The organism is Pontixanthobacter sp. CEM42 (genome assembly GCF_017812015.1).
Taxonomy (GTDB): Bacteria; Pseudomonadota; Alphaproteobacteria; order Sphingomonadales; family Sphingomonadaceae; genus Pontixanthobacter.
The window spans coordinates 1597745-1616424 of sequence record NZ_JADQTN010000001.1 but is presented as its reverse complement, the minus strand read 5'-3'; the positions used below and the strand labels follow the sequence as shown (position 1 = coordinate 1616424).

Sequence of the window (18680 nt, the reverse complement as noted above, 5' to 3'; positions counted from 1 at the left end):
TCGGAAATCAGCCGGAATGCTTAAAAATGGCTAAATTCTGCGGTTTTTCAAAACTGGCACGGTCTCTGCAGTGTTGTTGGCATCGGCGGGATGACCCACCGGAACAACTTAAGAGGGAATAAAACGATGACTACATTTGACCAAATCAGCAACCGCGTTTTCGCAAGCTTCACCGCAGTAGCCATCTCGGCTCTGTTTATGGCTACCGCCATTATCCCAGCAACCCCCACCGGCCTGATCGCCTAATCGACCGGCCCACCACTCAATCGGAGGAATTCACATGTTAAACCTTAGTGATCTTGGCAGTCGCGTAGTTGCCGCTGTATCATCCGTCACTCTGTCAGTTTGCGTATTCGCATACGCAATCATTCCGGCAGAACAAGGCATCGTCCTTTCAGGAGCAATCGCATGAGCAATTTAGAACGTAAACCTGCTGGCGGACCGCCATCGAATGGCTTCAGCCTCGATAAGCGTAATGCCAAATTGTGGGGCGTATGCTCAGGCATCGCAAACTACTTCAACTGGGATCCAATGTTGGTCCGCATCGGCTTCGTTGCCGGTACATTGATCGGTTTCGGCTCGCTGCTCCTCGTATACGCAGCAATCGCCCTTATCGCAGACTGAGAGGGGCCTCACGGTCCCTCCCAGACATTAGAACACAGAGTACCAAGCCCGCAGGGGCCGTTAGCGACATGGCGGAATGCGCCAATCAGTTTCAGCTCGGCCCCAAGAAAAAGTCAGGGGCGGCAAACTACATGGCGGAAATGCCGCCATCCAGTTTCAACTCGGCCCCGGTCATAAAGCGGCTCTCGTCACTTGCGAGATAGAGCACAGCGTTAGCAATATCGTTTGGCTCACCGACCATTTTCAGCGGCACCTGACGTGCCAACTTCTCCATCAGAACGCCTTTTTCGATCCCCGCATGCTTGGCCGTGCCGTCAAGGATCGGCGTATCGACAAATGTCGGATGGATCGAATTACACCGGATCCCCATATTCTTCTTTGCACAATGCAGCGCGATAGATTTGCTCAGCATCCAGACAGATGCCTTGGAGGCGTTGTAGGCGGGCATAGTGTCGCTCGCGATCAGGCCTGCGATGGAGCTGATATTGATGATCGACCCAGGCGCATGTTCGCGCATCAATGGCAAGGCAGCCTGACAACCGTGGAAGATTGAATCGACATTGACTGCGAAGCACCGTTTCCAGTCTTCGAATGTGCAATCCTCGATATTGCCCGCGACGCCAATCCCGGCATTGTTCACCAGCACGTTCAGACCGCCGAGGTTGTCGCGCGCCATTTCTACCGCAGCATTCCAGTGCGACACGTTGGTTACGTCATGTTCAATCGAATAGGCCGTGCCCGCGCCGAATTGCTCGTTGATGAATTGCGCGGTGTTGGCGGCGCCGTTGCTGTTGATATCGGTGCACAGTACGCGCGCGCCCTCTTTGGCGAGCAGTAGCGAATGCGCTGCCCCCAGACCTTGCGCCGCGCCGGTTACCAATGCCAATTTACCTTTGACGCGATCTACCATTCACTCATCCTCTTTCAGAAAATCCTCAGCCAGTAATATCGCCAGCCGTACATCGACTGCATGCCCGCCCTTGCGCCAATCCGCAACGAATTGTCTTAGATCGGTCAGTTTGACGCGGTGGACGATGATGTCTTCGCTATCGGTACCGCCGCCTTCACTGACTTTGGTCAGACGGTGGGCGCGGAGCAGTGTGAAGCTCTCGCTGACCATGCCGGGACTAGAATAATACTCGCCAAGGTTTTCGAAGCGTTCAGCGACGTAGCCGGTCTCTTCCTCGAGCTCGCGCGCGGCGGCGACTTCGGGAGGTTCGCCTTCCGCGCCATCGTCGTCGCCGATTAGGCCTGCGGGGATTTCCAGGCTGCGCTTACCCAGCGGGATACGGTATTGTTCGACCAGCAGCACATGGCCGTCCTCGATCGCGAGGATCGCGGCAGCGCGGATATTGCGCGCTCGACCGACATATTCCCAGCGGCCGCGGACCTTGGCGGTAATAAATTTGCCCTGCCAGACGATTTCTTCGGGCAGGTTTGCATCGGGATCAGTAACGGCGGGATCGGAAACACTCATGCGGAGCGTTTAGACTTCAATCAGCCGATCCGGCAATTCGTTTTGATCATCTTCGGCGCGCGGAAAGTGTTCGGACAGGACTTTGCCAACATCGCGGACGCCAGCGGCCATGCCCTCGGCGATATGGCCTCGTTTGATCTCGGCCAGCATATCCGCCATCGCTTCGCCCCAAACCTCTGCATCGACCAGTTCGGCAATGGGTTCATCGGCAACGATTTCAGCGCGGTGTTCGCGCATAGACAGGTAGATCATGAAGCCGGTGCGGCCATGTGTTCTGCGCTCGGCGCCGACTTTGAAGTGCTTGATCGCCCGTTCGCGGACGCGCAGACGTTTGATCTTACCCGGAATCATTGCGAATTTGATTGGGGTCCAAAACTGGATGCCCCACACCACCAAGAACCAGAATGTCGCGGCGCCTGCGGCCATCGCGAAGATATCATTCGGCGACCATTCGGTGTTCCAGTTTCCATGAAGACTTGCATAGGTATTGAGCACCGGATCAGGGAAGATCGTGAGCATGGCTAATGTGAAAAACGACGCCAGTGCAGCCCATGCGAGCGCAACGTCGGAATAGCCATCCGACCGGTCGGCCAGCACGGTAACGATTTCACCCGATGTGGTCAGCTCCGCATCGGAAACAGCCTTGGTGACGATCGCGTGATCTTCTTGTGACAAATAACCCATAATCTACCAGCCTCCGCTCGCGCCGCCGCCGCCGGACATGCCGCCGCCGAAACCGCCAAAACCGCCGCCTCCACCGCTGCCGAAGCCTCCGCCGCCGAATCCGCCACCGCTGTCAGAGAGGCCGCGAGCAACCGCTTTGCCGGCTTCCCAAAGGATAATGTCACCGACAGTGCCGCCAATCCCACTGCGATAACGCCTGCGGCCACGTCCGCCGCCACGCAACATCGGGATGACGAAGAAGAACAGGATAATGAAAAACCAGAAGATCGCGCTGATCGGGAAGCCGCCGCCGGATGAGGAGCGCGACTGTTCCGCAGCGGCAGCCGCCTCAGCGATGGCTTGGGCGTCCGCGGGTGATTTCGCCAAATGCGCCAAGATTGCATCGATGCCGGCATTCACGCCACCATCAAAATCGCCAGCCTTGAAGCGCGGGGTAATGTCATTGCGGATTACCCGCCCCGCCATAATGCCGCCGAAATAAGGGTGGAGCCCGTAGCCAACCTCGATCCGCATCTTGCGGTCGTCACGCGCGATCAGCAGCAGAAGGCCTTGATCGCGCTCGGCCCCGCCGATGCCCCATGCTGCGAATAGATTGGTCGCATAGGGGTCGATTTCCTCGCCACCGAGGTCAGGAACCGTCGCTACGACAATCGCGCGACCTGTGGTGGCGTTGTACTCGCGTAGGCGTGAATCCAGGCTGGCTTCGGTTGCTGGCGAGAGAATGTCCGCACCGTCATAGATCGGCCCATCAGGGCGTGGCGGCAAATCCTGCGCATAGGCCGCGCTACCTGCGACACTGAGTAACAGTGCGGTGAAAAGGGTCAGAATTGTTTGCCAGAAAGACTTCATGCTGCGTCCTGCATCAACTTGGTGCAATAGGGGGTGATAGGGCCAAATTCGGTGGCATTGTCGAGCAAGGTGATCAGATCGATGACACCCGCATTAATCCCGCCGGTAAAGTCACCCGATTTGAAAAACGGGATAATTGTGTCGGTAACCACCGTCTGTGCGGCTGCGTTGGTCACCGGCTTTTCCAAGCCGCAGCCGACTTCGATACGAAGCTGCCGGTCATTCACCGCGATCAGCATCAACAGGCCGCGGTGGGTATCTGGGTTACCGATGCCCCACTCGTTGAAAGTTGTTCGTGCGACATCTTCTATCGGCTGGCCTGACAGCGTTGGTACGGTCGACACAACAATTGCAGTGCCGCTATCGGTAAAATAGTTCCGTAACCGACTATCAAGCGCGTCTTCCACCTCAGCCGGAATAATATTGGCAGTATCAACAACGGGGCCGGTTGGTGGTTCAATTGCCGTCTCTGTCTCAACTTCCTGCGCATTGCAGGCGACCAACGGGGTGGACAGCGCGAGTAGGAATACTGGCGCTATCAACCCCGCTTTGATCGAAAACAGGAAGTGTTTCACGCGATCAGCTATCGTCGCCGGTGATCCCACTCAGATCGACGTCAGGATTTTCCTGAGCGCCTTCGGCGGCTTCGAAATACTGGAGGGCTTCTGAGCCGTGGATGATATTCGCGCCGATAGAGGACGGGAACGTCCGGATTTCGGTGTTGAAATCGCGCGCTGCATCATTGTAGCGGCCGATTTCGGTCGTGATCATGTTGTTCGATTGCTCGATTTCGGTCATCAGATCCGCAAAACGCGCATTTGACTGCAATTGCGGATAGGCTTCGACGACGGTGCGGAACTGGCCGAGGGCTTGCGTGAACTGGTTCTCAGCCTGCTGCATTTTCTCGAACTCTGCGGGGTCGGAGAGATCATCTGTAGTGATGTTGACACCCATCGCTTTGGATCGCGCCTCGATCACACCGGTCAGGATATTTTCTTCGGAAATGGCCGCTGCTTCGACGACGCTAACGAGATTGGGGATGACATCGTGGCGGCGCTGCTGGGCTGCCTCGACATTGGCCCATTGAGCTTTCGCGGCTTCTTCCTTGGTCGGAACCGAGTTGATCCCGCAGGCGGCTAAGGTCAGCGAAACAAATGCCACCACGGTCAGGCGGCCGAAATTACGTAAATTCATGGTTGTGGTCCCCGCATTGGGCGCGCGGATTGGTCGCACGCTGTCTGTCTTATGTAGATAGCACACCTTAGCCGGTTTTCAAGGATTTGACGGAGCATATTTTGCCCGCAACTCGGCGTTAGAACGCCGCACTTGGCATCGCTGTCCGATGGTGGCAAAGGCGCAGCGGGATTGAAAACGACATTGAAAATTGGGGATTTATACCATGCTCGCAGAATTTAAGGACTTCATTGCCAAGGGCAATGTCATGGAACTGGCCGTTGCGGTCATCATCGCTGGCGCATTCGCCGTGATCGTAGCATCGCTCACCGCCGATCTGATTATGCCAATCGTCGGTATGATTTTTGGCGATGTCGACTTCAGCAACAAATACACTGTGCTGAGCGGCGCCGAATTGGTTACTGAAGGCATGGGCCTGGAAGCAGCGCGTGAAGCGGGTGCCAATGTCCTCGCATGGGGCGCGTTCATTACCTCGATCATCAACTTCGTGATCTTGGCCTTCATCATCTTCCTGCTGGTGCGTTATGCGAACAAAGCCAAAGCGAAATTTGAAGCGGAAGAGGAAGCAGCGGCAGAAGAACCGGCTGGTCCTACCGAGATCGAGCTGCTTACAGAGATCCGGGACGCTTTGAAGAAGTAAGCGCAAGGCTCAAAAACGTCATTCCCGCGGAAGCGGGAATCCAGATTGGTGAGTTACACGTTTACGCTCTGGGTCCCCGCTTTCGCGGGGATGACGGTTGGGTCGCGCCTTAGTCACTTTATATTCACGCAATGCGCGCTATATAGGGCTTGTTCGTTTCGGCGGACTATGGCGATAAATTGCGATGTGCAATAGATATAACGGACCCGGGGGCAGTACCCGGCGGCTCCACCAAAATCGGCCTGAAATGGCTGATCCTGATGGGGCCGAACTAGGATCGACGTGTGTTGAAAAGCATTGTTTTTGCCCGGGTTGAGAAACCCCGTAAAAGGCTCATCTTTATAAGTGCAAACGATAACGAAGCACTCGCTCTCGCAGCGTAATCTGACGGCCTAGCGGCCTGATCTTACTAAGCTAAAGCGCGGTTGGACCCACCGGGCAACAGAAGCGGATTCCGGGGGCCTGGGGGGGCCTAGCAACAGAACCCCCCATCTTCATTCCATACTCGGCTTATACCGGCCTGCGAATGGCAATGCGCTGCGCTTCCGGTACTCACGACCTTGAATGGTCGCTGCGTTCCGGTTCACGCACCTTACCATTCTCGACTCCGTCTAAGCCAAGTCTGAAACGAAGCTGGACATGGGAATCAGGTCTTGTGTGAAGACGTCTGTGCAGCCTCAGCCTCACGCGCTTTCCGCTCATAAGCTAGCGCATCAAATATCTTTGCACCCGCCAGAAACACTGCGCCGGTCGTCGCCAGAAACATCAGTTTCCCGAACCAGCCGGGATATTCGATCAGATATTGTGATCCGCGCGCCGTGCAGCCCAGCGCCAGCGCGTAGATGATGATATAGGCTTCCCACTTTGTCTTGATGACAAACAGTTTGCCTATTTTTCTCAACATGCGCTCATCCCTGCGATTATCGTATCCGCGTTAACTTCTTAGGTCGCAAATTTCATGCCAGTGGCCGGTTTCTGCGCGCTTTGGTGGTTAACAGGATTGCAAGTGTAACGAATGCCGACAGTTCGTCCAGAGCATTAACTTAGTTCTGAAAGCCCCAATGCTTCCAAGAGTTTGTGCCGTGCTGCAATGACACGTTTTGCCAGCGCTTCATCACCGACCTGATCGGTGTTGATCGTCTCGGGCCAATATTCGCTGACCACATTGCCGATTGTCTCAGCCGTGGCGTCATCCAGCAGGAAGCGCGGATCGACTGTCGCGGGGTCAGCAACCACACGCAGGCGCAGGCAAGCGGGGCCGCCGCCATTGGCCATGCTTTGCCGCACATCGACAAAGCGGATCGCGCGGATCGGTTGGTTGCCGCCGATGGCGTCCTTGGCCCAGCGATGAACCGCCTCGGTTTTGGCTTCGAGGGGCGAGATCAGCTCCATCCCGCCATCGGGCAGTGTCAGCAGCTGCGAATTGAACAGATAGGTTTTGATCGCTTCGCCAAGGCTGACGGCGCATGCTGAGACTTCGACGACTTCTAATTCGGGGAATTTGGCACGGATTGCATCATAAGCGCCGTGCTGGTCGGCAAAGGCTTCGCTGTGCGTAAACAGCACGCGCTCATTGGCGACGGCGACCACATCATTGTGGAAGGCACCCGCTGCAATTGCTTCGGGGTTTTGTTCGATGAAGATGGTGCGCTCTTCGCTCAGTCCATGCAGACGGGCGACAGCGCGGCTGGCTTGCTCATGTTGGCGAGCAGGGAACTTGCCACCAGTTTTGCCATAGACAAATGCCTCAACACCCGGCTCTCCGTGGCCAGTGCAGAACCGCATATGATTGGCAGCGCCTTCATCGCCGAAACTGGCGGGAACGGCATCGTGCATAGCGAAGTGGTCACCATTGCCGAATGCGATCCTGAGTTGTGCGGCGGTGTCCTGCCATTCCTGTCCGCGATGCGGCATTGTCACGAGGTTTGCAGGCGTCAGATGGCATTTGCTGTCTGCGGTATCGGCAGCAGGGCTCACCGTCGCAGCATTGGCTGTCCACATAGAGCTGGCAGACCATGCAGCGGCGATCAGCGCGCGATCGGTGGTCTTGTCAGCTCCGATTGCGGAAAGGAATTTGCCGTTGGGGCGGGGCAAAGGCAGCAGAAATCCTTGTGTCAGGCCAAGCGCGCGGTTCGCCTGCATCTTTTCCAAGCCCTGCAGCGCCGCGGCGCGGGGATAGGATGTGCTGCCCGCGCTTTTTGTAGCGGCGAGATTGCCCAAGCTAAGGCCTGCGTAATTATGCGAGGGGCCGACGAGCCCATCGAAGTTGATCTCGACTACGCTCACTTGGCGACGCTCCAGACTGTATCACCGGCCTTCACATTCAGCGCTTCTGCGCATGCGCTATCAATGGTGATGGAACCGTCATCACCCAATTCCCGCAGCCCGTATGCGGAACGGAACTCTGTCAGGCGGCCTGTCGCGACAAGCGCCTTCTCACCTTCTTCCAAGTCGGTTGTCGCCAACTCGGCCTTAACCGACCCGGCAATGCTTTTTACGGTATCGGTACGTGCGGTCATGCTGGGCCCGCCATCGAAAATATCGACATAGCCCTCAGCAGCGAAGCCTTCATTTTCGAGCATACGCATCGCGGCGCGCCCGGTCGGGTGCGGCATGCCAATGACTTTGCGTGCTTCGTCCGACAGCATTTCGACATAGACGGGATGCTTGGGCATCAAATCGGCAATGAACTGGTTGCCATTGATCGAGTTGAAATAGTCGGCTTCCTGAAAGCTCATGCCGAAGAACCGGCCCGCGACATTGTCCCAAAAAGGCGATCCGCCGCGATCGTCGATGATGCCGCGCAATTCGGCCAATATCCGCTCGGCAAAGCGTGCACGGTGCATTGCGATAAACAGATAGCGGCTCCGCGCGAGCAGTAGGCCGAGGCCTCCGGCACGCTCATTGGGATGCAAGAACAGACCGCCGACTTCGCTCGACCCTTCCAGATCGGTCACAAGGCTGAGCATTTCGGCGCGGACTGTCCGGTCGAGCTCTTTCGAATATTGGGTTAGGGTGTTGAGCCGGTAGGAATAGAACGGCCATTGCTGCCCGACCTGCGTGAAGAGCTGGCACGTGCCGCGCACATCACCGGTTTCGGTATTCTCCAGCACGAGGACGAATTGGTCATCGCCGAGCTTCTCATCATCGCGGCCAAAGGCATCGGCGGCGCGCTGCAGTTTGGAGCCCAATGCATCGCGATCAGGCGGAAGATTGGTGAACCCCCCGCCGGTAAGCTTGGCCATTTCATATAGCGGTTCGAGGTCGTCAGAATGCGCGGCGCGCAGGCGGAAACTCAAAGTTCTTCTCCCGAAGCAAGGCGATGGATCACGAGCGCTGACAATGCCGCACGCTCGCGCAAAGAGGAAACGATCATAAACTCGTCGGGCGAGTGGATAGCCCCGCCTCGAACGCCCATCGTATCGACCACGGGCACCCCGCAATCAGCGATATTGTTGCCGTCGCATACGCCGCCGGTTGATTGCCACCCGATGGTTTGGCCGAGCGAGGCACCGCAATCGCGAACGAGATCGAACAGGCGCTGAGCCTTACGGTCTACCGGCTTGGGAGGGCGCGAAATGCCGCCATGTTGGTGGATGGTGACTTCATGCGCCTGCTGCGTCTCGCCGATGAGGCTTGCCAAAGCCGCTTCAAAGGCTGCTGCTGCGTCGGGGCTTTTCGGACGAATGTTGAACCGTAGCACCGCGTGATCGGGCACTACATTATTGGCCGCGCCGCCTTCAATCTTAGCGGGGTTGATCGGGCAGTCTTCGGTCTGCAACTCCTTGAGACCCAGCACGATTGCCGCCGCCGCGACGATCGCATTGCGGCCATCCTGCGGATTGCGGCCAGCATGGGCGGACTTGCCGGTAATCGTTAGCGAGTAATTGCCGCTGCCACCGCGAGCATGGGCCAGTGTTCCGTCGGGAAGCGCGGAGGGTTCATAGGTCAGCGCCGCATATTTGCCCTGTGCCATCTGCTCGATCAGAGGGGCCGATGCGAGTGATCCCGTTTCCTCATCCGAATTGAGCAGCACATCATAGCCGATCTGGTCTGCGACATCGGATCGCTCAAACGCTTTGAGAGCATGCAGGAACACCGCAATCCCGCCCTTCATGTCGGCGAGGCCGGGGCCATTCAGTGTGTCATCATCGAGCCAAGTCTGTTCCTGAAAGCTGTGATCCTTGGGGAAGACTGTATCCATATGGCCGGTAAACAACAGACGGCGCTCGGCATCGGGACGAATGCGGGCAATCAGATGCTGACCATGCGGTTTTTCGAATTCGCTGCCATCCGCCGCAATCGCTGACACAGGCGTTGGATCAACCAGTTCTACATCGCCTGGTAGCGCCGCAAATGCGTCGGCCAAAACACCTGCCTGTTTCGCTAGTCCATCAAGGTTTGCGGTGCCGGTATTGATCGCACTCCACGCCTGCGCATCGGCCAGCATCGCGTCCTGATCGATGGGGGCAATGAGCGCTTCGGATTGGGCATCAAGTTGTTTCATCTGAAACCGCTCTAGCTTGGCGCGAAGCGGCTTCCAACCCCGCTGTTCGCAACTCTTCCGAAAGCCGTTGCAATTCACCGCCAGCGCAGCCATATCGCCCTCGTCCTCCCCAGACCAATCTGATTGAACTATGCGTCCGGCCCATCGCCGCGCGCCGATTTGTGTGAGGAACTATGAGCGATACCGCGATCCGTGCAGGGCTGACTATTGACAGCAAGCTGGCCGAATTTCTTGAGACCGAAGTCCTGACTCCACTGGGCCGCGATGTGGACGCGTTCTGGAACGGCTTTGCTGATCTACTCGCCACTTTTGCGCCGCGTAATCGCCAGCTTTTGGCCAAGCGCGAATTGCTCCAGATCGAGATCGATTCTTGGCATCGGCAGCGGCGTGGTCAAAGAGGAGGGCAACCGCATAATCAGGCCGAGTATCAGCATTTTCTGGAAGATATTGGATACCTTGTCCCCGAACCGGGCGATTTCACCATCGGGACGCAGAACGTCGATCCCGAAATCGCGACAATGGCTGGCCCGCAATTGGTGGTACCGATCCTGAACGCGCGCTTCCTGCTGAACGCGGCGAATGCGCGCTGGGGCAGTCTGTATGACGGGTTTTACGGTACCGACGCTCTACCTGAAGCACCCGAAGCAGAGCAGGCCGGTTACTGCCCAGTACGCGGCGCTGCGGTTATCGCGGCGGGACGCGAGTTCCTCGATGAGTCCATTCCACTCAAGTCTGGAAGCTGGGCTGATCTGACTGACCTCAGCGATGATGCCGGATGCTTTGTGCCGATTTCTGACAATGATCAATATGTCGGACAGACCGCGCGTGGCAGGTTATTCAAGAACAACGGGTTGCACATTGAGATCGTGTTTGACGCCGAGCATCCGATCGGCAGCAGCGATCCATTGAACATTGCTGACATAGTCCTCGAGAGCGCGCTAACCGCGATTGCCGATTGCGAAGATTCTGTCGCAGCGGTCGATGCCGAGGATAAGTTGCTTGCTTACACTAACTGGCTCGGCGTGATCCGTGGCGATTTGGAAGAGAGCTTCCAGAAGGGCGGCAGGACGCTCACAAGGAAGCTTACTGCAAACAAAGACTACACCGCGCCTGATGGAAGCGCCCAAAGCCTATCGGGCCGCAGTCTGATGTTTGTCCGCAATGTCGGGCATCTGATGACCAATCCGGCGATTATCCTGCCCGATGGTAGCGAAATCCCCGAAGGTATCATGGACGCGGTGTTCACCAGCGCGATAAGCACTTTCGATGTCGAGGGTAAGGCTGAGTACGGCAACTCAGCACACGGCAGCATCTATATCGTGAAGCCAAAAATGCACGGGCCGGAGGAATGCGGCTTTACCAATGATCTGTTCAATGCGGTGGAGGATCTGCTCGGCCTCAAGCGGCACACAATTAAAGTTGGTGTGATGGATGAGGAGCGCCGTACCAGCGCCAATCTGGGCGCGTGTATCAGAGCAGTGAAAGACCGGATCGTTTTCATCAACACCGGCTTCCTCGACCGGACCGGTGATGAAATTCACACGGCGATGCAAGTCGGACCGATGGTCCGTAAGGCAGAGATGAAGAACAGCGATTGGCTAAAGGCTTACGAGGCTCGCAATGTCGGGATCGGCCTGCGTCACGGTCTTTCGGGCAAAGCGCAGATCGGCAAAGGCATGTGGGCAGCGCCCGACCTGATGGGCCAGATGATGCGCGAGAAGATCGGGCATTTGAATGCCGGTGCAAACACCGCCTGGGTTCCATCACCGACCGCTGCGACGCTCCACGCGCTACATTACCACCAGAAAGACGTGTTCGAGGTTCAGAAGGGCCTTGGCGATGTGCCGGGGCTTGAGCCGCTGCTGACTATTCCGCTCGCCGATAGTGTGAATTGGTCCGAGGAAGAAGTACGCGAGGAACTCGATAACAACGCGCAGGGTCTGCTCGGCTATGTCGTCCGCTGGATTGATGCGGGTGTGGGCTGTTCCAAAGTGCCGGACATCAACGATGTCGGCCTGATGGAAGACCGCGCGACACTTCGTATTTCATCGCAGCATATGGCCAATTGGCTGCTGCACGGCGTGTGTACGCAGGATCAGGTGATGGACAGCCTCAAGCGCATGGCTGCCAAGGTCGATGCACAGAATGCTGGCGATCCGACTTACGAGTCGATGGAAGGCAATTGGGATGGTGTTGCCTTCACCGCAGCGTGCGATCTCGTGTTCAACGGCATTGAGCAACCCAGCGGCTATACCGAGCCGCTGCTGCATCAATGGCGGTTGGTGAAGAAGGCGAGTTGAACGTCGCTCATTCGTCGTTGGCAGTCCTATTCCAGATAGCTTGGCCTGGCCCGCCGCTTCCGGGAAACTGCCAACCCATGTGGGTTACAGTGTCTATCACGCTGCATGCGAGTTCAACGACATGGCGTTGCACCTGAGCCAAATAGGCTACATCAATTGGCGTTTGAAAAATCTCAGTGTTTCGATTCACAAAAAGCGGAACCGATGCACCATTCTTATCGGGCTTTTTTTGCCACGACCCATGGCAGAGCACATTTCGAACCACTGTCGCCGCTTTTATGTCTTCGACAAGTTCGGCGACGTTTGCAATGGTAGTTGCTTGATGGTCTTTGGTGACCTTGTTGAATGTCTCCGCAAGATTCCAAAGTTGATCAGACAGCGCTCGCTCAAGCTGAGGTAACCAAGCCAAAATAGCTTCTTCGACCTCGTCATCTCGATATTCCCGCGTCGCTGTGAACGCGAATATCGCTTTGCCCAGTGTTTCTTCCAGAAAGCCGAAACTCGCCACCGTGCGGCCTAATTGCTCCCAAAACTCTGGCGGATGTGATTGGGTTGGAAAATTCTGTGGTAAGCCATCCCGATCAATGATGGCTCTTCTGACTTTGTTTTCGTTCATGCCAGTTTACTATACGGCGTTCTGGAAATTTCATAGGCTGGCGAGCGTTCTCGCCAAACTCACAAACTCGCTCACGCTTAGCGTCTCCGCGCGCCGCGTTTCATCAATTTCCAACCTAGCCAGTGCCTCCAGCGCTCCGGGCACGCTTTTCAAACTCTGGCGCAGCATTTTGCGGCGTTGGCCGAAGGCTGCCGCTGTCACCTGCTCCAGAACTTTCGCGGAGACACCGTCTGGCATTTCCTTTGGCTCAATATGAACAATCGCGCTCATCACTTTGGGTGGCGGAGTGAAAGCGCTGCGGTGGACTTTCATCGCCAGCTTGGCGACGCTGCGCCATTGGGCGAGGATCGCGAGGCGTCCGAATGCGCTCCCGCTCGGCGCTGCGACGATCCGTTTGGCCACCTCTTGCTGGAACATCAGCGTTAGCGAGCTCCATTGCGGCGGCCAGTTTTCGCCACCGAGCCAGTTTACGAACAGAGCTGTGCCGACATTGTAAGGCAGATTGGCGACGACCGCGAATGGCTCGCCCATCAATTCTGCATGATCGAGCTTCATGGCGTCACCGTGAACGACAGAAAGCTGCCCTGGGAAAATATTCTCCAATTCGGCAAGCGCAGGCAGACAGCGTTCGTCCATTTCGACCGCTGTCACTCGCGCGCCAGCTCGCAGCAATGCGCGTGTCAAACCACCGGGACCGGGGCCGATTTCCAGCACGGCTTTTCCATCCAGATCACCTGGAATTGCGGCAATTCGGTCCAGCAATTGTTCGTCGAACAGGAAATTCTGGCCAAGCGCTTTCGACGCGCTGAGGCCGTGGCGTGCAATCACTTCGCGCAAAGGAGGAAGACTATCCATTGGTCCGCCGCGCAGCACATTCTCCGGCCATCCTGATCGCTGCGACCATCGCGCCGGGATCGGCCATGTTTTCGCCAGCGATATCAAAGGCTGTGCCATGATCGGGTGAAGTACGGATGATTGGCAAGCCAAGCGTGACATTCACACCCTGATCAAAATCGAGCGCCTTGACCGGGATCAGAGCTTGATCGTGATACATGCACAGCGCTGCGTCATAGCCGTCGCGCGCGCGGGGCGAGAACAATGCATCGGCGGGGTGGGGGCCGCTGGCATCCATCCCTTCCTCGCGAAGAGCCTCGATAGCGGGCGCGATAATCTCACGCTCTTCGCAGCCGAACTTCCCGCCCTCACTGGCGTGGGGGTTGAGGCCCGCAATTGCGATGCGTGGTCTGGCTATTCCGAAATCGCGGCGCAGCGCAGCGGCGGTGATGCGTGCTTTGTGCTGGATCAGCTCTAGCGAGAGAAGCCTTACAACATCGGCCAACGCCACATGAACTGTCAGCGGGACAGCTTTCAGGCTCGGGCCAGCTAACATCATCACTGCATCATCGGGTTTGAGACCGCATACATCAGCGAGGAATTCCGTCTGCCCCGGATATTCGAACCCGACCTTGGCAAGCTGTGCTTTGGCAACGGGTGCGGTAACCACTGCAGACGCTTTGCCCAGCAATGTGTGCCGCGTTGCCTCTGCCAAAGAGTGCAACGCCAATGCTGCGCCCTCATCATCAGGCTGTGCCGGACGATACTCGCATGTCTCCTCGCCAAGGACAGGCAAATAATCGCCGAACGCTGCCGCGGTCTCCGTAGGATCGCTGATGATCGTTGTTGCCTGCTGGCCGAGTGCCCGATCAAGCACGGACGCTCCGCCCACCACAAAAAACGGCGCTTGGCCGCGCAGCACATCGCGCCGTTCTTGCCAGATACGTGCAATCAGCTCCGGCCCGATACCCGCTGGATCGCCCAGCGAAATGGCGAGCGGAAGCTGTTTAGCGCTCAATTGTACTCGATATAAGCGTCGTTGCGCAGATCGCGGAGATAACGTTGGGCGCGTTTCTCGATCCGTGCGTTTTCTTTCTCCTGCATCACAGTGTCGAAATCGGCACCGCCAACCTGCACAGGATCGTCACGGCCGCACAGCATCAGCACGCGCACACCATCAGTTGCCGAGCCGAAGGGGGCGGTGGTTTGGCCGATTTGCATGGACAGCATTGCGCTCTGCATCTGTTCGGGGAGAGCCCGAACGCGAATATCGCTGGCGACCACTTCCGCGCCGATGGTCGAGGCAACGGCCTCTGCATCACCGCAGCCACGCATCGTTTGCAGCGCTTCGGTGAATGTCGCTACGCGGGCATCCACCTCCGCTTGATCTGCATCTGCCGGGAAACTGATCGCAATTTGTTTGAGGCTAAGCATGGCATCGCGTGGATCAGCCATACCGATTTGGCGCTTATCGATCAGATACATGATCATATAGCCGCCCGGAATCTGGAACGGACCAACCAACTGGCCAGGCTGCATCTGGCGTGCCGTATCAGACATAGCTGTAGGCAGCGTATTCAGCCTTACGAAGCCAAGGTCACCGCCAAGCGCTGCGGTTGAGGATTCGGAAAACTGCCGCGCATAGGCAACAAAGCTGCCGCCTTGCTCAAGCTGCTGTACGATTTGCTGTGCGTTTTCCAGTGCGGCCTGCTGCGTTTCCGGAGTGGCGCTCAAATAGATTTCGCCGATCCGATACTCTTCGGTGCCTTTCTCAGCCTCACGCCGGGCAAGCTCTTCGCGTACTTCTTCTTCGGAAACATTTACGAATGGAGTTACGTTGCGACGGACCACATTAGTCCACGCGATTTCACCGCGAATCTGACGTTTCAACGACGCAGGAGACGAACCTAAGCCGAGAAGATATGTGTCCATCTGTGACGGATCGGAACCAAAATTCTGTGAAGCGACTTGTGCATAACGCTGATTCACTTCAGCGTCCGTGACCGGCATTTCCTGTGCGATAGCAGCCTGGATTTGTAGGGTTTCGTCGATGAGGTTACGCACGACTTGGGCCCGTTGAAAGTCACGCTGCTCCTTCGGCACTGGCTCACCCTCGGTAGGGAACATGATCGCCATTCGGTGATCAATATCAGTGCCTGTAATGATGGTGCCGTTGACGACAGCGGTTGCGGTGCGGTTGTTCGGGTCATTATTTTGTAAAAAGGAAATGTTGTCCGGAATATTGATGCCACCAGTCGATCCCGTACCCGAACCGCCAACAGTCTGCGCTTGCAGCGCAATTGGACTGAGCGCGAGAGTCGCCGCGGCAAGTCCACCAAAAACCTTGGAAAAATTCTTATAAATCACATGTATAATCCGTTTGCAGCGCCGTCCTTCGCGCCTTGGGTTCCGCCGGTTGGACCACAATCTGGCTTAACCAAACATGAGTAACCTACGGTATTGCTGCGCCGGATAGCGGGTTTGCGGCGCATTGCCAATAATATGGGGCCAAAGATCGGTGCAGCTCTGCCAGATGACATTATAGTCGCCTCAGAAGCCTAGGTTGCGCAGTGCGAAATAGAATTGGAAGGTGTTGCCGCGCTGCGCATCGCCCGACGTCACATAATCGCGCCGCCAAGTGAGACCCATTTCTAGGCAATCATCCTGATAAGCGACGCCGAGGCGCGTGCGGACCGGCTCGAAGCCATCCGAAGTCAAGGTCGGGTCTTCCTCGAAATCGGTCAGGTTGAGCACGCCCGATCCGAACACAGACCAATATTTCGCAAATGCTACGCGCGTGGCGACCCGCAATTCCTCACGGTCCTGCAAATCTTCAATGCCGGCGGCGATATCGCGGTTGAGCCGCAGATAACCGATCTCGGCATAAGTGCGCTTGGTACCAACGGTCGCGTCGAACTCGTTCCGACGCACTGCGAAATTGTCTTTGTCGAGCCGGTAGCGGTGAGTGAGTTGCAGGAAGTTGCGATAGCGGACTTCGGTACGACCGACGAAATCGGAAACGCGTTCGCTCAGGCCGGTGCCATCAACCAGAATGTCCTGATCTTTGTCGAGGCGGTAAGATTGACCGAAAGTCGCCTTGGCGCGCCAGCTTGGCCGCTGCAGCTCCCAATCGAAGCCATAGGTGATGCGTGTACCGTCCTCGACCCGGTCATAGCCGGGGAAGCGGTTAAGCGCGAACAAGTTGGAGTCCTCCAAGTCGATTGCGCGGGCATCTTCGTTGGGCACGGCCAAATTGCGGATCGGCGGGCTAGCCACGATTTGAACGCGCGGCGTAAAGACCTGCGTTCCGCCGAGCGCTTCACCGACAAATGGCCATTGCATGTCTATTGCACCCAAGGCGACACCGCGCGTTTGCCAGCCAGGATTGCCGCGATAGATGGCGGTCGCTGTCAGACCGTTATTATCGCTGTGATAGACATCGCCGCGCACCAACCCTGTCAGCGTTACAACTTGGCCAAGATTGGTTAGCTTGCGCAAATCCCACCGTGCACCTGCAAAGGCGCGTTGCGTATTTTGCCCCTCGTTACGGGTAATGGCGAGCGTGTTCGCTTGCAGTTCCAACGTGCCGCCAAGTCCGGACGGATCGGTAAACCTCTTGCGATAGTCCAGCACAGGTAAGGCAAAGGGTACTTGCCCCTGCTCCGCATTCACGCGCAGCGTTTGTGTCGCCCAGCCAGCGAGCGAGAAATAGGATGTGTCGGAAATCCGCTCGACATTGACTGTCGAACGAAGCCGGTCCTCGCGGCTGATATCATAGCGGCGCAGGAAGGTGCGGTCGGTTGCGAGCCTGACCGATCCGGTAACGCTCCATTTCGGTGTAAACTGGAACTTCCCGTTGGCGAATATATAGCCGCGCAGATCGTTTTGGGCAGTCGGCGTCGCGCCCCCTAAACCGATCCTGCGGCTGCTCGTGCCATAGCCGGTGATCTGATACGCACCTTTGTCGGTCAGATGCCGCCATTGTGCCGACACCATCGGAGGCGCTTCCGAAAATACCGATGCCTCGACGGTCAAATCCTTATTGTCGGCCAAGCGCCAGTAATAGCCCGCTTGTACTTCGACTCCATTCGATTCCGACACGCGCAAATTGGGAACGGTGACGCCGGATACTGCGGCCCCGTCAGCGCGAATGGCCAAGCCCGGTAGCGGGAGCAAGCGCGCGCCGAACAGCTCCAAATAGGCACCTTTGAAACGGATTTGTTGGTCGTCAGGCGAATAGGTGACGCGGTCTGCGGTAATGCGCCAACTCGGGTCTTTATCGCAATTTTCGGGATCAGCCACGGCGCAGGCGCTGTACGCTGCATCGGTAAGAATGATGGCGCCATCATCCTGCCGCGCACCGCCGCGAGCCGCCAAGCGGCCTCCCGCGCGCAATGCAAGCAGCAACTCTTCCATTGCGCCCGCTTCGAATTCGTCGGTCAGCTCGATCCGGCTGGTATACAGCTGGTTGCCCTCTGCATCGACGAACCGGACATCGCCCGAAGCAACGATTTGTCCGGTCTTGCGGTTCCACGTCACCTGCTGCGCGCGGACCGATCGGTCTTCGCTGCGCAGGATGACATTGCCTGATGCAGTGACGATGTCATTCTCGGAATCGTAGGCCAGTTCATTGGCTTCAAAATCGATTGCTCGCCCTGCCTCGGTCTGGTGGGGCGGCGAATCAACAGGCGTTTCGGTTTGTTCGACCGGCTGCATTACAGACGGATCCATCGACGCGGCGTCCTGTGCATAGGCCGCGTTCGCGGTGCCGACGGATAGCACAGCGGCAACCGCCACCAACGTGCCGGGCGCAGAGATTCGGTTCGCTAAGAGCTGATGGAATGGCGATTCAGGCAGCGGCGGCATGGCTTGCCTATCGCACCGCCCGCGCGTAATCGCAATTCCAATCCTTGATGCCATCGTGCATCAGACACAATCAGGCGCTAAATGCGCGG

19 protein-coding genes and 1 other RNA gene are annotated in these 18680 nt (G+C 57.2%); 5 read left to right on the top strand and 15 right to left on the bottom strand.

Annotation, left to right across the window (positions count from 1 at the left end; genetic code table 11):
• The first annotated feature begins 126 nt into the window (after window positions 1–126).
• Together J9777_RS07760 and J9777_RS07755 are read left to right on the top strand one after the other, a co-directional pair.
• Complete coding sequence (locus J9777_RS07760; RefSeq protein ID WP_202390662.1) at window positions 127–246, top strand: recombination protein F; 120 nt, start codon at window positions 127–129, stop codon at window positions 244–246.
• 162 nt (window positions 247–408) lie between these two features.
• Window positions 409–624: a PspC domain-containing protein gene (locus tag J9777_RS07755; RefSeq protein ID WP_209348147.1), complete on the top strand. Its 216-nt coding sequence runs from the start codon at window positions 409–411 to the stop codon at window positions 622–624.
• Between the two features lie 127 nt (window positions 625–751).
• On the opposite strand, the gene J9777_RS07750 is transcribed toward J9777_RS07755, so the two are convergent.
• The 6 genes from J9777_RS07750 to J9777_RS07725 are packed head-to-tail and all read right to left on the bottom strand — an operon-like array spanning window position 752 to window position 4828.
• Window positions 752–1534: an SDR family oxidoreductase gene (locus J9777_RS07750; protein WP_209348146.1), complete on the bottom strand. Its 783-nt coding sequence runs from the start codon at window positions 1532–1534 to the stop codon at window positions 752–754.
• Window positions 1535–2101, bottom strand: coding sequence for an NUDIX hydrolase (locus J9777_RS07745; protein ID WP_209348145.1), 567 nt, complete (start codon window positions 2099–2101; stop codon window positions 1535–1537).
• A 9-nt stretch (window positions 2102–2110) separates the two neighbouring features.
• On the bottom strand, window positions 2111–2785 hold the full coding sequence (locus J9777_RS07740) for a hypothetical protein (RefSeq protein ID WP_209348144.1): 675 nt from the start codon (window positions 2783–2785) through the stop codon (window positions 2111–2113).
• A 3-nt stretch (window positions 2786–2788) separates the two neighbouring features.
• The gene (locus J9777_RS07735; RefSeq protein ID WP_209348143.1) at window positions 2789–3634 is read right to left on the bottom strand and encodes a TPM domain-containing protein; all 846 of its coding nucleotides are present in this window, start codon (window positions 3632–3634) and stop codon (window positions 2789–2791) included.
• Complete coding sequence (locus J9777_RS07730) at window positions 3631–4209, bottom strand: TPM domain-containing protein (protein ID WP_209348142.1); 579 nt, start codon at window positions 4207–4209, stop codon at window positions 3631–3633. The genes J9777_RS07735 and J9777_RS07730 overlap by 4 nt, the downstream gene beginning before the upstream one ends.
• Before the next feature lie 4 nt (window positions 4210–4213).
• Window positions 4214–4828 (bottom strand): LemA family protein, encoded by a 615-nt coding sequence (locus J9777_RS07725; protein WP_209348141.1) that lies wholly within the window; start codon window positions 4826–4828, stop codon window positions 4214–4216.
• Between the two features lie 205 nt (window positions 4829–5033).
• Between J9777_RS07725 and mscL the strand changes: the two genes are divergently transcribed.
• A complete protein-coding gene (gene mscL, locus J9777_RS07720; protein WP_209348140.1) occupies window positions 5034–5468 on the top strand; it encodes a large conductance mechanosensitive channel protein MscL in 435 nt (144 codons plus the stop codon).
• Between the two features lie 113 nt (window positions 5469–5581).
• Window positions 5582–5925: a transfer-messenger RNA gene (gene ssrA, locus J9777_RS07715) on the top strand.
• 189 nt (window positions 5926–6114) lie between these two features.
• Here ssrA and J9777_RS07710 read toward each other — a convergent pair.
• From J9777_RS07710 to J9777_RS07695, 4 genes are all read right to left on the bottom strand, one after another.
• Complete coding sequence (locus J9777_RS07710) at window positions 6115–6372, bottom strand: hypothetical protein (protein WP_209348139.1); 258 nt, start codon at window positions 6370–6372, stop codon at window positions 6115–6117.
• A gap of 134 nt (window positions 6373–6506) precedes the next feature.
• The gene (locus J9777_RS07705) at window positions 6507–7754 is read right to left on the bottom strand and encodes an N-succinylarginine dihydrolase (protein WP_209348138.1); all 1248 of its coding nucleotides are present in this window, start codon (window positions 7752–7754) and stop codon (window positions 6507–6509) included.
• Window positions 7751–8767 (bottom strand): arginine N-succinyltransferase, encoded by a 1017-nt coding sequence (locus J9777_RS07700; protein ID WP_209348137.1) that lies wholly within the window; start codon window positions 8765–8767, stop codon window positions 7751–7753. The genes J9777_RS07705 and J9777_RS07700 overlap by 4 nt, the downstream gene beginning before the upstream one ends.
• Window positions 8764–9975 carry a hydrolase gene (locus J9777_RS07695; protein ID WP_209348136.1) on the bottom strand — a complete coding sequence of 404 codons (1212 nt, stop codon included), beginning with the start codon at window positions 9973–9975 and terminating at the stop codon, window positions 8764–8766. Before J9777_RS07695 ends, J9777_RS07700 begins: the two co-directional genes overlap by 4 nt.
• A gap of 173 nt (window positions 9976–10148) precedes the next feature.
• On the opposite strand from J9777_RS07695, the gene J9777_RS07690 reads away from it, so the two are divergent.
• On the top strand, window positions 10149–12275 hold the full coding sequence (locus J9777_RS07690) for a malate synthase G (protein WP_209348135.1): 2127 nt from the start codon (window positions 10149–10151) through the stop codon (window positions 12273–12275).
• 7 nt (window positions 12276–12282) lie between these two features.
• On the opposite strand, the gene J9777_RS07685 is transcribed toward J9777_RS07690, so the two are convergent.
• The 5 genes from J9777_RS07685 to lptD all read right to left on the bottom strand — a co-directional run bounded on the left by J9777_RS07685 (window position 12283) and on the right by lptD (window position 18591).
• Complete coding sequence (locus tag J9777_RS07685; protein WP_209348134.1) at window positions 12283–12891, bottom strand: hypothetical protein; 609 nt, start codon at window positions 12889–12891, stop codon at window positions 12283–12285.
• Between the two features lie 30 nt (window positions 12892–12921).
• Complete coding sequence (rsmA, locus tag J9777_RS07680; protein ID WP_209348133.1) at window positions 12922–13746, bottom strand: 16S rRNA (adenine(1518)-N(6)/adenine(1519)-N(6))-dimethyltransferase RsmA; 825 nt, start codon at window positions 13744–13746, stop codon at window positions 12922–12924.
• Window positions 13739–14743: a 4-hydroxythreonine-4-phosphate dehydrogenase PdxA gene (pdxA, locus tag J9777_RS07675; RefSeq protein ID WP_209348132.1), complete on the bottom strand. Its 1005-nt coding sequence runs from the start codon at window positions 14741–14743 to the stop codon at window positions 13739–13741. The genes rsmA and pdxA overlap by 8 nt, the downstream gene beginning before the upstream one ends.
• Window positions 14740–16092: a peptidylprolyl isomerase gene (locus J9777_RS07670; RefSeq protein ID WP_209348131.1), complete on the bottom strand. Its 1353-nt coding sequence runs from the start codon at window positions 16090–16092 to the stop codon at window positions 14740–14742. Before J9777_RS07670 ends, pdxA begins: the two co-directional genes overlap by 4 nt.
• 183 nt (window positions 16093–16275) lie before the next feature.
• Entirely contained in the window at window positions 16276–18591 is a 2316-nt protein-coding gene (lptD, locus tag J9777_RS07665) for an LPS assembly protein LptD (RefSeq protein ID WP_209348130.1), read from the bottom strand.
• Window positions 18592–18680: the final 89 nt, after the last annotated feature.